This window comes from Bradyrhizobium yuanmingense (genome assembly GCF_029167105.1).
Classification (GTDB): domain Bacteria; phylum Pseudomonadota; class Alphaproteobacteria; order Rhizobiales; family Xanthobacteraceae; genus Bradyrhizobium; species Bradyrhizobium yuanmingense_A.
Map to the genome: position 1 here is coordinate 48065 of NZ_JARFML010000025.1, position 14478 is coordinate 62542.

9 protein-coding genes and 1 pseudogene are annotated in these 14478 nt (G+C 56.6%); 4 read left to right on the forward strand and 6 right to left on the reverse strand.

All coding sequences use genetic code 11. The annotated features are described in order from the left end of the window. Positions 1–903 precede the first annotated feature (903 nt). A complete protein-coding gene (locus P0R31_RS27835; RefSeq protein WP_275501575.1) occupies positions 904–1386 on the forward strand; it encodes a hypothetical protein in 483 nt (160 codons plus the stop codon). Between the two features lie 412 nt (positions 1387–1798). On the opposite strand, the gene P0R31_RS27840 is transcribed toward P0R31_RS27835, so the two are convergent. Further along, entirely contained in the window at positions 1799–1993 is a 195-nt protein-coding gene (locus tag P0R31_RS27840) for a hypothetical protein (protein WP_275501656.1), read from the reverse strand. 2041 nt (positions 1994–4034) lie between these two features. On the opposite strand from P0R31_RS27840, the pseudogene P0R31_RS27845 reads away from it, so the two are divergent. After that, positions 4035–4724: pseudogene (locus tag P0R31_RS27845) on the forward strand (response regulator transcription factor). Positions 4725–4982: 258 nt separating this feature from the next. Beyond that, a complete protein-coding gene (locus P0R31_RS27850) occupies positions 4983–5300 on the forward strand; it encodes a pilus assembly protein N-terminal domain-containing protein (RefSeq protein WP_275501658.1) in 318 nt (105 codons plus the stop codon). Positions 5301–5315: 15 nt separating this feature from the next. Here the strand turns inward: P0R31_RS27850 and P0R31_RS27855 are convergent, their stop codons facing one another. The 5 genes from P0R31_RS27855 to P0R31_RS27875 form a co-directional block, all read right to left on the reverse strand. Next, entirely contained in the window at positions 5316–6071 is a 756-nt protein-coding gene (locus P0R31_RS27855) for a hypothetical protein (RefSeq protein WP_275501576.1), read from the reverse strand. A 27-nt stretch (positions 6072–6098) separates the two neighbouring features. Further along, positions 6099–6683, reverse strand: coding sequence for an LLM class flavin-dependent oxidoreductase (locus tag P0R31_RS27860; protein WP_275501577.1), 585 nt, complete (start codon positions 6681–6683; stop codon positions 6099–6101). Positions 6684–8298: 1615 nt separating this feature from the next. Continuing rightward, positions 8299–9012, reverse strand: coding sequence for a hypothetical protein (locus P0R31_RS27865; protein WP_275501659.1), 714 nt, complete (start codon positions 9010–9012; stop codon positions 8299–8301). Positions 9013–9071: 59 nt separating this feature from the next. Beyond that, the gene (locus tag P0R31_RS27870) at positions 9072–9821 is read right to left on the reverse strand and encodes a hypothetical protein (protein WP_157286115.1); all 750 of its coding nucleotides are present in this window, start codon (positions 9819–9821) and stop codon (positions 9072–9074) included. Positions 9822–10927: 1106 nt separating this feature from the next. After that, entirely contained in the window at positions 10928–11053 is a 126-nt protein-coding gene (locus P0R31_RS27875; RefSeq protein WP_275501578.1) for a hypothetical protein, read from the reverse strand. A gap of 2841 nt (positions 11054–13894) precedes the next feature. Between P0R31_RS27875 and P0R31_RS27880 the strand changes: the two genes are divergently transcribed. After that, a complete protein-coding gene (locus P0R31_RS27880; protein WP_275501579.1) occupies positions 13895–14386 on the forward strand; it encodes a hypothetical protein in 492 nt (163 codons plus the stop codon). The last annotated feature ends 92 nt before the right edge of the window (positions 14387–14478 follow it).

Sequence of the window (14478 nt, forward strand, 5' to 3'; positions counted from 1 at the left end):
CCGTCCGCGCCAAGCTCTCGTCAAGAAAGGCCGATAGGCTGGCCTCTTCGGCGTGGTGTTCGCGACCTTTCGACTGGAATCAGTGCGTCACCGGCCGCCAGCAGCTTGGTCTCCTGGCCGCGTTCGCCGGCATCGGTCTGGTTGCGCTCGGAAGCGATCAGGCGACCGGCTCGGTGGCTTGATCCGGCGGGGTAGGCGCGTTCTGGATGCTGCTCTCGGCCGTCGCGATCGCCTTCTACATCTGGAGCGTCGATTACGCGCGAGTGCGATACCGCCGCCGTCGTGGCCTGGAGCACGCTCTTCGGGTTTCTCGCGATGATGCCATGGTATGCCTGGAAGCTGTCGCACAGAGAGGTCCGTCTCGTGGCCGGGGCGATAGCTGCGGCGGCCTCGGGCTGACGGTCAGTGTCGCAGGGTTGTGTTCTACATCCTGAGAACGGTGTCGGCTCCCGTCGCAGCGAGCGTCAGTACCTTCAGCCTGTGTTCGGCATCGCGGCGGTCGCTATGATGTTCGGCGTACACTCTTGCTCTTAGGCGCTGGCGTCGTCCTGATCATCATCGGTCTCGCCCCTGCAGCGGGCACCGGCGCAAGGCCCGAGGAAGCTGCGCCGGACGAATGAGCCTCGTCGTCCTCAACCTGATCCTGCGGCCCCTTCTCATCTTCGCCGCCTCCCTGGCCCGGTGCCGTTGGGGAGATGCCATCGGCGGCTGGCTGGTCAGGTTGCCGCTGATGTCAGGCCGGGTCGCTGCGTTCCTGGCCGTCCAGTACGGCCCGGATTTCGCCGCAGCTGCCATCAACGGCTTGGTGATCGGCACTGCCGCTCAGTCCTGCTTCAGCCTTGGCTACGCGCTTCTTGCCCGGAAAGGCTGGGTGGCCCGCCGTGTTGGGCGGCGCCGCAGCCTATGCGGCTCGCCGGCTCCCTGCTCCAGCCTCTGCCGCTGGCGCATTGGGGATTTTTCCTTGTGGTTCTGGTCACGCTCACCGCAGCGGTTACCCTCATTCCACATTGCACGGCAATCCGCAGCGCCATCCCAACATCCTGGTGGGATTTGCCTGCGCGCATGCTGATAGGGACGACCATCGTTCTTACTTTGACCGCGGCCGCCTTTGTCGGCGCGAAAGCGGCCGGCGTGTTGGCGAGCTTTCCCGTGTTCGGAACCATCCTGGCGATTGTCGCTAACCGCGGAGCCGTGATGGCGACGCAGGTGTTGCGCGGCATGGTCCTGACCCTCTACGAATTCGCTACGTTCTTCTTCGTCCTTGGTCTTCTGCTGACGACCGTCGGCGCCCTTCCCGCGCTCCTTGCGGCCATTGCCAACACGCTTTTGACCCAGACGAGCGCGCTGCGCCTGGTCCAGTGCGGTCAGATACTAAATACGGTTTGAGATGAGTTAGGTGGCCCCCTTCTTTCGCGAAGGTCGCCTTGGCGCCGTTCGCGCCAGATTGCGTTCAAGGTAGTCAAGTAAGCGACGACGAAAATGCAGCTACACGCCGGACACGGAACAGGCCAACTCGGACTGGTCGTCGCCACAATCACATGGCCGCGCCGAGCATTTGTACAATGTCAGTGTTCGGAATTTATGCCAAAGCAGTTGTTATGAGGTTGCGAGCAGCCGGTATCTAGTATCAAGCTGAATGAGCGCTATCGAACTTCGGCAAACATTGGCTCGGGAATGGCCCGGCCTCTGCTGCAACTTGGCCAAACAGCGGTCTACAGCCGCAAGAGGAGGATAGCGGCTGGTCGTGATGATGGTGGCAGATGAGAGGACACTTGTCGCCGGACGCGCTCGAACTAAATCATCCGTTTTTCATGGCCCGCAACCTACGAACGTAATACCCTTGTCGCGCAACGGTTGACCTAATCTCGTCGCTTACTTTGAGAATTCTTTTTCTGCTCTTGCGCCACTTATTGGCGGAGTAAGTGCCGGGTATCGCGGAGCCTGTGCCTAGAACGAGGACGTCGCCCTTCCCATTGCGATAGACATCAAACATTTTTCGCCCCGCCAATCCTGTCGAAGGAAACACGAACACTGTTTCAGTCATTCTGATCGACCAGCTTACCATCCAGAACGGCTGCGCCGGTCGGCTCCGAGACTTCTGCTTCAACCGCCGAGCTGGCGGAGCCGCCCCGGCCCCCCGGGGCCGTTTCCGCCTCGCCAGGTGAGGTTCCGCGCCTCAATGCCGCTGGACCGCTTGAACCGCAACATCTACCTGGTCTTAATACTTACCTGTCGAGACGGTGCGGCCTCGGCTGGTCCTCATTCCCGTTCAATGACACACACACACTAACTGCGTGTCCGATCAAAGACGAGGCCGCGAAGCTCAGGCGTCACTTCAACTTGATCTGGACGCCATCAGGGCAGAATGCTTTCACAACGCCTAAGCCGTCGATTTGACGGTCCGGTTTCTGTCAAGATCAGCCGGGAATGAGGAGAACAGAAAATTAAGCTGTATGTGAGCTCCACTGTCACATTGAACCCGCCATATTCATTGTATTCAACACGGACGAGCTGAGCCACCGGCCACCGCCATCAAAACGAAGCATCATTATCAAGCCCATCAGGAGGACTGGGGCAGGCCGGCCAGACACTACTAGAATCGTTCCGAGGATTTTGCGCATGACACATCCGGCCTCTCAAACCAAGTTGTATGCTGTTCTGAGAGGTGCTCTGGAGGATGCTGTCCGGATGGTGCCCGAAGCGAAGCGAACGTCTTCGTTAAAGGCTTGTCTCGCCGAGAAGATTCTAACTCTGGCCGCGCGGGGCGAGAAGAACCCGACGATCCTAACTCGTCTAGCGGTGCTGAAAGTGCAGGAGTCCTGTCAGAGCTGTTACGGATGCGAAAGGTGGTGATCGCGCAGCCTAGGACGAGGGCTGAGCATCGTCAGTCAACTTGTAGAGGCGTGCCGCATTGCTCCATGCTGCGGTTCGTCGATCGGTCGACCTCATCAGGCGCTTCAGCTGGCTCGGCGATAAGAACGGCAGCACAGTGGCTCGATGTTCCAAGTGATATCTGGATGCAGCTCATCGCGACGGGCTTGTCATGAAGTCGCGCAGCATCCTGGTCTTCGTCGGAGCAGACCTATGCCGCGGATAGTCAGTTCGAGGTTGTCGTCGAACTGTTTCCGCGACGAGCGCTTCAGGTATCAGCCAGAAAACGACGAGTGGGATCTCAGCGCCCAACCTCGTAAGATGCTCTACATCATCGGCGGGCTGGGCTGCGGTCTCTGACCACCGTGTGCGTGCTGAACGCTCTGTTGGCACGGCTTTTAGCGTGGTCCGGCCGCCATAGGCCTCGTAGTTGGCTCCGTTCGTCACCCTGACCATGCCGCAGCATCCGGTGTGTTGTGCCATAGTTATCCGCCACATAGATGCGTTCCATTCAACAACCGATTTTGCCGACGACTCATGGTCAAGCTGATTTTAGAGGCAGCATTCACGAAGTGTCATGTGACGATGGTTCTCTCACTTTGGTCGATTGCTGATGAATTCGACTGGGCAGCCACATGGTTTTATAGGACGCCGATTCCGTGGTTCAGCTCCGGGCATGTGGCCGCAAAATAACAGTCGGCTCCCAATGGCTGACGCGAATCGATCAAGGCCATGTCTTATGACTATGCTTTGCCTGAACTCCGCAAAGCGCTTCTCGCCCACTTCCATTCACAGCGCCTCATGAATGCGCCAATGAACGAGCCGGAAAATGCTCACCGCGTTGGGAGGTCTCCACGGCTGACCTATCGCGTGGCTCCGCCTGCGTTGGTCGCAGCTTCAGGAGCCCCGCAAGCCTTGAAGGTAATGCACCCAGCCCCTCAAAGGACTTGAATCGCACCTAACGTCAGATTGTAAGTTTTCCGACACGTCGCGCCAATAACGACTGAGAATGGTTCGCCAGAGAATGGTGGATGATCGACATGCTCTCCTTCGTCGCTCTTCGCCTCTACGGTCTACGCCAAGCGGGAGCTGTTCAGATTCGCCGGACCTCTTGATCGACTGTGATGCGCTCAGGTCTTAGTAGATAGAGAAGAGGCGCTGAAATGCGAATGCTCCTGGTTGATCATCATGCGGATTTTGCGAGCACCGTGAAGGGCGCTCTACTGGATTGCGGATTCGCAGTTGATGTGACACGCACCCTGGATGAGGCGAAAGCCGCTCTGGATTGCGCCAAATAAGACATTCTCCTGCTCGATTCAGTTCTTCCGGACGGAGACAGCTTGGATTGGCTGAAGCAGTTGAGACGCGAGGGACGTCCAATCCCTGTCATGATGATGAGCAGCTTCAACGATCTCGGCCGCCGGATTGCGGTTTTCAATGCCGGCGCGGACGATTTCCTGCCCAAACCTGTGTCTATCGATGAACTCATTGCGCGCATGCGAGCCATTCTGCGACGGTCAACGCAAATGACGGCGCCCGTCGTCACATTCGGCAATCTACATTTTGATCCGATCGCCCGGCAGGTCTCAGTTGGTGGTCGGCTATTAAGGATCGCGCGTCGCGAAGTGTGCATTCTTGAACACCTGCTCAGCCGCGCTGGCCGCACCGTGCTGCGAGCGTCATTAGAGGACGGGCTTTATGCGTTTGACGAAGAAGTCTCGACCAATGCGCTAGAAGTCGGCATCTATCGACTACGCACCCATTTGAACCAATCGGGTGCGACGCTAATCATCAAGACCGTGCGCGGCATCGGTTATACTCTTGAACTGAATAGCGCAGCATCGGGTGCCTAGCGCCTAGCCTCGAACGTGAAAGCAACGATTCGCTTGAGCTGCTAATAGCGCTGCCGGCGGCCATGGACGATCGACTTTCGCCAGCCCCTAACGTCTGTCCGTCCTGATCTTTCCTGCATCCTAAGCGCGCTTGCTCTGCTGTTCCCACTTACTGCCGCCGTTTAGACAAAGCGTGATGCAAAAGCAGCGCCGCGGCCTGCGGCTGCGGACGGCATCAACGGATGGCTGACTCTTTCCTATCAGGGCAGGTCAATTCATCTGACTGCATCACAGGCGGCGAGCATCTTTCTTGCTGGTCCGACGATCGCGGATCACCAGGTGCCATCGAACACGACGATCTTCGTTTTTGGCAAGAGCGAACCCAGCCTGTTCGCCTTGAACGACAATGGGCAGGCTCTTGCCGAGATGCGCGTTGTCATAACGCAACCGATCGAGGATCTGCGCCTATACTTAAAGCTAAGGACAGCGAGTCGTATTGTGATCTGTGCAGATCTCGGGGAGATGGTCAGGTTCGGAGAGATTGAAGTGCTGAGACTATTAAGCAGGGCTTCGGCGCTCAATTCACAATGTCTCTAACCCATCTCGGCATTGCTATAGCTCGCCCTTGGCCGACCTGATAAAGGCCTCCCGCGAAACCATCGGGATGGCGCCGCCACGGGTCGGATCTGCGTAGGCACCTCCTGCTGAAGCGTAATCCTTGCCTGTACGTCGCTCGAGAACGACGCCGATCGCCTCAACGCTTGGGATGTCCGATTCAGACAGCTTGGGCCTCCGTAACTTTCGCGCAAGTGCTCTCTCCACGTAGGGTGCCAGTTCTTCCTCTTTACGGCGGACGCGCCGGTCTTCCTTTTCTTTCAGTGCAGGCATGACCTCTGTGGCGAACAGCTCGAGTGCTTCGCAGATATGTTCGTGCTTATTCATACCGCACTGCTGGATAAAGATCATCTGATCGATGCCGATATCCGCATATCCCATAAGATGCTCGCGAACACTCTGAGGCCGTCCGATGCTGCCAGAGCCTGGCGTGTCCTTCATGTCCGCCTTGATCGTTTGGAATCGCCGCCACAGATCCGTGCGTCCGGGACGGTGTTCGTCATACACCGCGTAATGCGCGATCGAATAGCCAAAGAACCTAAAGCCATCAAGCCCACGACGCATGGCTTCTTCGGCGTTGTCATGAACCATCATCCCGTTGAGCGCGGCGATATTGGCATTAACCGAATGACCAATGGGAACGCACTCTTCCGACTTGATGATATTGTAATACTCATCGCGCCAGACTTTGGCTTGGGAAGCCTCGACAAAGCCAAAAACCAGAGCCCCCAGCCCGTGACGTGCCGCGCGCAAGATGCTCTCGCGTCGTGAACACGCCATCTAGATCGGTGGATGCGGCTTCTGAACTGGTTTTGGCACGACATTGCGGGCCGGCATTCTGAAAAATTGGCCGTCATATCCGGGGTATGGCTGCATCGTCATCATATTGGCGGCCTGTTCGACACCCTCCCGCCACATGTCGCTCTTCGCTTCCGGCTCTATTCCAAAGCCATGCATCTCGATTAGAGAGGCAGATTCTCCGGTTCCCCAATCGACGCGCCCCCCAGAGATTACATCGAGCGTCGCGAGGCGTTCGGCGACCCGCGCCGGGTGATTGTAATTTGGCGGCGAAAGGCAAACGCCATGGCCGAGGCGTATGTTCTTTGTGCGTTGAGACACGGCACCCAGAAAGACTTCCGGTGCCGACGAGTGGGAGTACTCCTCAAGGAAATGATGTTCGACCTGCCACACGTGATCGAAGCCAAGCCGGTCAGCGAGTCCGATCTGCTCCAGCGCGTTGCAGAACAGTTCCTGCTCGCTGCCGTCTTTCCACGGACGTGGCAATTGATGCTCATAAAATAGTCCAAGCTTCATAATTTTCTCCGTGTTGGTTCGCCCAGCCGGCAGATAGACCAGCTTCCCCATTGCCGCTCGAACGCGATACCAAATGACCGCAGTCGCCGGACCTATCCATGACCTCGCGGGAACACTGAGATCGAGCATCGCCTGCAACACTGCACATGGGTCGATCCGATTTTGCCCCGCTGACGACGTCTCATCCAAGCCCTCGGCGGCCACTGCACTGCCACTAGTGCCGCGAACCATCCTTCCATCTTCCAGCAACTGCCGTGCCACATCGCGCTATGCTGACCCTTTCGGAATGGAAACACTTCCCTTGCATCGCCCAAACGCAATACTAGCTCGTCATCGTTCGGTTTCGCGAGGTGGGTGTCTTAAGCAGAATAGATCAAGTCCGAAATGCTGGATTGTCAAAGACCCTACCCCACTGCGGCATAAATAGACGAACCGGGCGCCACCGACGTTAGTCTTGAAGAGAGGAAACTTGCGGCTGAGATGCTGACCGCTCGAATCGAGATCGTGTGTGTACTCGATTGAGAAGTAGTACATGCCAGCTATTGGCCACCTCCACCCGCTCCCGATCGTACTCTCGTTACGGTCTTCCGGTGCAGTTCTGGGGACAAGCGGAAACCGCAGTCAAGCAGACGTATCACCTAAACTGGCGACAGCCGGCAAATTCCCACCTCGTGACTCGCCTCCTTGACCCTGCCTGTAGTCGCCAGTCATTCAGTACTGTGATGCCGGTCTGAATTCTGCTCATCCGACCGTGATTTGCTTGCAAATTGGTGGGCCGGGATCGCCAGTGAGCATGTAGAATGATCTGCGCCTCTTCCGAACCGGCCTGAGCCGGCTTTTGTCAGCAACATCGCAATCTTCAGCGCATATAGGAGCTCCGCAAGAATGCTTCCACCAACTAGTATCGGCTGCAGGAGCGGCAGCGCGCTACGTCGTCAGTGACAACATCATGCTCGGCGCCCCGTGTTAAACGCACCGATGTACGCAAGCTGACGAAGGCGGCGAAGGCTGCAGGCTTCCCCGGTCGCGACCACGCAAGGCCTGCGAGTAAGCCTCGCTCCAGCCGCGCCCCGCCAAGCGACGAGAGCGGGGCGCCTTCGGCGTTACAAGCCGCTCGCTAGCACGGTTCCTCTCATGCCGATCGGCACGACGGGAGCACAAGTTGCGCATCCGATTGGTTGAGCCTCGTCTCATCGGAGCGCTAAAAGCTGACCCGGCCGTGCGGACTCATCAGCAACCGGCGAATTGAAACATAACCGAGGAGGGGCAACGCGAAAATGCAAACGGTTTCCGAGGATAGACGCCGGCGATGTAGACCTTTGTTGCGCTCAAGCGGCACAATCGAGGCCCGTTCGCCGTCTGGGCTGCGGGATCAACGGATGACGGGGCGGAATGAGCCACGCGGTTCAAGTAGCGCGCGGCGGCAATGCCCCGCGCCACTCACGAGTCTCCAGGATTATACCGAGAGCGCGAGCCCGAAGCGGGCCTCGTGTCGTCGGTTGCGCTTTACAAGGCCAAGTTCTGCCAAGTCCTAAACGACGCATGCTGATGGCCTTTGTCGCAAAGGCGCGACAGCCATCGACCTAACGTTGCACTTGGGAGCGGTCGAGATCACTTAACGATCCGGCCTCGATAGTCCCGCGGTCGGGGTTAGCTCACGGGGCACCTAGCGCTCGTGCCACCTGGCCCGTCCAAAAGGCGATGCAGGTTTGTAGCGCTGTTGCGTCACCACGCTTAGTTCCAAATCGCGAATCATTGTGTAGTTTCGTCGGATCCATTGATGGAGCTCCGTGGACCAATCCTTCTCATCGCGCAGATATCCGGTGAAGGAGAAACCCAGTCGGTCTATGTAGACTCTTAGAAATGCCGGCAAAGCTGGGATTCTGAGCACATGCTCGCCAAGCATGGCTTCAGGTAATTCGCCGCGCAGCACGAATTCATTGTGGACGGTGACCAGCGCTCCTGGCGGAATCTGTTGCCGCAACATCTCATAATTACGCCAGGAGATGCGGTCACTGCCCGCGACGAATAGGACGATCGGCGCAACATACCGGCGCACCGTCTCTTTCATGAAGCCGATTTCATGGCACATCTTGAAGAATTCATCGAACGCATGGAAGCCGAGGTCAATCACCTTGGCGACGCGATCGTGAAAGATAAGTGGATCCATCAGCTGCATCTTGCCGTAAGTATCTATCACATCTGCGGTCTCCGTGATTTTGGGTAGGTAATCGAGCAAAGACGGCTCCTTCAGACTGACGTCGAAGGAGGCCGCCGTGCCGTTCTTCAGCAGCAAGAACTCGCTCACTAGGCGAGCGATGAGTGTTTTACCAACCTGCGGGCAAGGAGAACAGATGATGTAGACGGGCGTTGCTAACATCGCCAGCGTTCGATCGAGAGTTTCATGCGGGCGCACCTCTTTGCCTGCGAAGCAAGCGCTTATTTCTCCCCGCTGCGGGTTGCCGATTTGGCGCCAGCCAGTTCGGTCAAGTTGATGCGATCGTATTCGCTCCAGACGTTCGCCAGCCAGTGTCGTACATAGCCGCGCAGCACGAAGGAGTAGTTAGCCGCTTCATCCTGCCGACCCTTATTTGCGACAAAGTCCACGAATGGGACCGAAGCGACTTCGACCTGCTCATATGCCATCGCGTTGAGCTTCGGTATGGTCAACTCGGTCGCGTATTTGATGCGGTGGAAATACGAATTATAGGTCGATTGGTCCCACTGGAAAAACTGAGTGTCGTTGATGAAGTTCTTGACCAAAAAATATTTCGTGCCGGCCATGAAAGTTGCGGTCTCGGCGATCTCATCCAGCGAAGCTATGGAGGGGCCCAAGATATGAAATACGGCAAAGGTGATTTGGCCGGATCGCGCGGCATCCAAGAAGCCGATGTCGCGCAAGGAGGCCAGTGCTGAGGACAACAAGCCTGCACGAGCATCAATGATTGTGACGCAGAGCCCTGAGTTCAGGGTGTCGAAGATCTTCATCTGGTCCGCAGTCGTCGTCATATCGACGATCTCCGTGATCTCAGGGTAAAAGCGCTTCAAGGTTCCACGCGGCGCCTCCGTGTCGAACGCACGTGTCTGCACGTTGTTTTTGCTGAAGTAGTCCAGAAGCGTGCGTGATACTGTCGTCTTTCCTACTCCCCCCTTGTCCGCGCCGACTACAATCACAACTGGCTTCACCATGGAATTCCCCTAAGACACTCGCTTTCGCCGACGCGACATGCGCCAGCGATAAGCGTCTGATTTGGGGGCGAACATGGCAGAACGAGGGACAATCGACTTTTGAGATGGTGCCGACCTGAATCATGGACAGCTATATTTGATGGCGGGCAGAACGTGCCGCGCAATGATGATGAAGACGAGACGAATCTGAAATCTCTGACGCTTTTTGCGGGAGTGGTTGGAAGCGTCGCAAAGGCCGTGGTGAGCGACCACAGCGCGATGACAAGGAGTTAGATAATGTCTGCGCTGGTTCGAATGTAGGTTGGCGTTGAAACAACTTGAATCTCGCGTAGCGTCAGGTTGTAGGCTTGGATACGCAATGATCAAGTGCACAGCACGCTGTACTATGCGAAATTGACAAATCGAGATGGAATGTCGCGGTAGTTGGTGTACAGGTGTCACAGTGGCGGCCTGTCATTTGCGCAAGAGTCGGTCGGACGTATGCTGCAATGCTTCGTGGCGCACGCTGAGACGTCACGCTCGACCTGCTTTGGCAAGCAGAAGCTGGCGATGCGTGGAACACCCGCTTTGCGGCCCAGCAAGGGGAGGTCTGATGCGCGCCGAGAGCGCTGGTGCGGAAACTCGAGAAATTTGGAGTTATCAGCACGTCCTTGCCCTGCGAGCGGCAGATCACCTTTAGTCGGCATCAGCCGATCGACGGTTAGCGTCTGCATCGGGCGGTCCTGATCGACCTAGGGGTCCGTGATGGGTGGACGACGAGGGACTTCGAACGCTGGCTGTTCACGGCGCCGAGTAATATGCGCCGATCGAATGTCCCGAAGAGATTCCATGTGCGGGCCACGGCGGCGAGTTCTTGCGGGGCCGCAGGATCGCTGTGCATCCTCGTGACAGGAGGAGGCTCATAGAAGTGAGAGGCCCTGCCGCCGCGGCAGCGCCACTCCCAAAATTGAATTCTTGCCCGGCAACACACGGCGTCTCCGCTTCTGGATATGGAATCGATCTGCGCACCCCTCTTGAAACTTCAAGGAATAGAACCGCCTCTTGTAGCGCACTTCGCTACCAGGACTGGACGAACCCATTTAGCGATCTCCGCCAGCTCGACGAGATCAGTGCCTGTGCAGGGCCGCCGCATTGACGTTGGACGCCGGCTTGGTGGTCGGCAGGATCGGCCAACCCTTGGTCGTCGGATAGGCATCCCGGATCCGGCTTCCGACGTCGATAGAACACGTCACGACACGTCATCAGCGGTTTACTTAAGATCGTCTCCTCTAACCTCACCTGACCGACTTTTATCTCACTTTTCCTCTAACGCTCACGCAGGGCTGTTTACGCTCGCAGCGCGAGCGCGGTGAAGATCTCTGGAAAGGCTTCACCAGGCCTTCACCCGCGCCGACGAGACCTAGAGCGCTAAGTCCCATGCCGGTGAACATGAGCTATCTGCTAGGTCCAATCAAAACGCGCGCTTTTTCGGGGAAGTGGGACGATCAACAGGAGGCGAGCGAGAGTAAGCGTTATACCGTCGAGCGCTCTCATGCCGTTTGCGAAAACGCCAGCTACCCACGGCGTAACCTGCTCCAAAACCAGAGAGAGCGACCAGAGCAGCGACAACAAATTCTTCCAGCATGATATTTTCCGCGGATGGCAAATACGGTGAGTTGGCAGCATGAGGCCGACAATGTCTCAGTATCGACCTGCGAACCGCCGGCTTGTACAACCTTACGCTACGTGCGATTCAAGCTTCCGCGTGCCGATTTTGCAAAAGAATCTTGTGCGGCGTCATGGTTCGTGAGGAAAGCTGACAGCAGCAGACGACGGGTTGCTCGAATCAGCTCGTTCGGCACGTTGTAACGACGCACGGGCAGGCTGCGGCCTTCGTTAGGTGCGTCGTGTGATTGCCCTTCCCTGCCAAACTTGCGACGGCGACCGATTCCAGATGCCCTTTAGCACCGCTCAATTCCCGAGAATCAAAATACATCGACGGTTTTGGCGAGTGGAGAGATTATCTAAGACATCAACTATGATTGCCGGCAGACAGCTTGGATTTGCAGGAATTCCGCAATGCACATGCCAACGACGCAGCTAAACTCCGTGATAGACGACAACTCCTGTCGCACACGTCGTGCTAACACGATTATTGGTAATTGAAAGCCTCGCCCGAACTGAACCATCTGCGATGTTCCTCGAGGCCATTGGCAGCGATATTGCACGCTCCCAAGCACGAAGACAATTGTCATCGTATGACGGAGCGACGCCTAATAACGCGTCGAGATGGACAATTTTTTAAAGGTGAGTTGTAAACCAGGTCGGCATGCGGGATGACTTCGATTGATGATAGACTGAGTGAGATCAGATCGGTTCGGAACGGCATTTGGCGTTATCGTCAGTTGCTTCTTACGGGATTGCCTGATGCGGATCGCAAGGCTATTGAGAAGCGTCTTCTTGAACAGAGTTCTGCATTTGAGCGCCTTTTGGAGACCACATTTCCTTTGACGTTCCGATTCTGATGTGGATTCGAAGCCTATGCGGGTGTTGAACTGCCCAAATTCACGACCAGAACATACGCTCCGATCACGATGACAATGGGCCGCGCTCGCACTCATCCGTGATGAGGGTCACGTCCGGCACTCGGATGGTGAGGCCTCCTGCTTCCCCGACCGATCTTTTCCAATTTATTCAGCGCGATCCAGGCTCTATCGCCGTGTCATAGCTTGTACCACGCCTAAGTTGCAGCTTGGACGCTCCCTCCCGACCCGCGACGGTGGACGGCGATCTTTTTAATGCGCCTTGTCTTGAGACTACTTTTCCATTTGCCGCAACCGGCATCGCGTGGCGGCATGCCCTGCGCAGGCTTCTATGATTGTCGCTGAGACAAAACACAACGACGTCTTCATCTCCTGGCCCGTTAAAACGATCACAGAAGCGGAGTACGTCTGGTCTGCAGGGCATCAACATCTCTTCCGTCCTCCGATCTCGCGCCTGGGCGTATTCCGTACAAAGAGCTGTTGTTGTCGCAAGCACAACAAGCCATGCTGCATAGTGACGTGCTCTGAGTGCCCAGCAAGTGCGCTGCATTCGATTCACCGTATCTCCTTATACTGTGTCCATCATTGTCTTCCGCCACAATGAGCGACATCACCTGTTAACGCCGACGTATTCAAAACATAAAGGGCAGCGAAACGCACTCTTGCGTATCGACCCCACCCCTGAGTCGTATTCGGATCAACCTTCCACCGCGATAGCATGCTCCCAGTCGAGCCAAGGCAATCGAGATCGACTGCCTGAAGTTCAACAAGGCAACATATGACATTTTAAGCACTCCAATGCCTGCCTGACGGCACCATTTATCTCGAGGCCAAGTGGAAGCAGCCAGACACAGCGAAAGAGCGCAGAACGACACGATCATTGCCGCGACATCTGGCAAACGGATCTTGTACATAGCTAGAGACATTCCGCCAAAAGCAGACAATCTCACGATCAGTTACGCCCAACACCTCTGTGGGGCCAAGTCGATCGCAGATCGTGAAATCACTGAGAGCTCCATCTAAACCGACTCGCACGAACTCGAACATAATTCGGACCCCTTGCAGATCACAGCACGCCGGAACATCGGAGATCGAACTTAGCCGGACCGAAGTTGGCGCTGATGCGACAAACGGCGGTTCTGTTGCGGACCCGCTGCCGGCTCGAATTGGCAAGCGCTACCCCGTGCAAAACGTGACGATTTCATAACCGGCATTTGCGGAGCAAGCTTTAGACAGGTGAGACATCCGCAATCTTAACTCTCTTCATGGAACCGGATCATCACCTGACCACAGCATCGTACAACCTGACGCTACGTATGATTCAAGCCCTATGAGCGTTGGGCATTTATATCCGATGATTGACTGCGACGACACCGCACGCGGCCATTCCAAGCAGCTTATGCCGGATTCTGGGCTGGATCATTGGCCGAGCAAGTCGCGACACAGTATCCCCCGATTGGCACGCAGATTGCTGAGATAAGAAGCAAGGCGCTGCCGCGAAATGATCCGTCGTAGCGAACCGCGCTCCGAGTTTCTGATGAGGCTCGCCCATTGGTTCTGGTTAATACAACTCTGATGATGCTGATGTTCGCAAATTTGGAGCTGATGAACATCAATTTTGCTGCCGGCGCGAGGTCCCTACTACTCGCCCAAAAGAATGTTGCATCCTTCAATGAGAGAGACGGACACGAGGCTGTAGCGCGATTTGGTGCGCCCGAGGGTATTCCACCTTACCCTGTGCAAGCCATGTCATTCATGCGTACCTCTACCGTTGATCTCCTTCCCATCAAACTGATGGAGGGTACAGCGTATCCGGAACGCCGCTTCACCTGTGCGATCGGCGACCGCGTCCGGAATTCCACCGCCACGTTCCCCCACCAGGCGGGGACGCCCACCATAAAACTGCCGGTGTGCGGCCCTAATGGCCCGGTGGAGATGTGGCGCTCGACCGAATTAAGCTCCGGCGGAATGGTGGCTCTCGCGGTTGCGGTCATCCTCCTCGTAATCTTGATCGAGACGTTAAGCGCGAGGATAAGAAAGTGAGAATGGCACAATCGAGTCGTGCCGAGCTCGCGCGTCAGCAGCTATCTCGCGAGCATCCGATAGTCCGCGATTGCGCATACCGGCCAAAGATA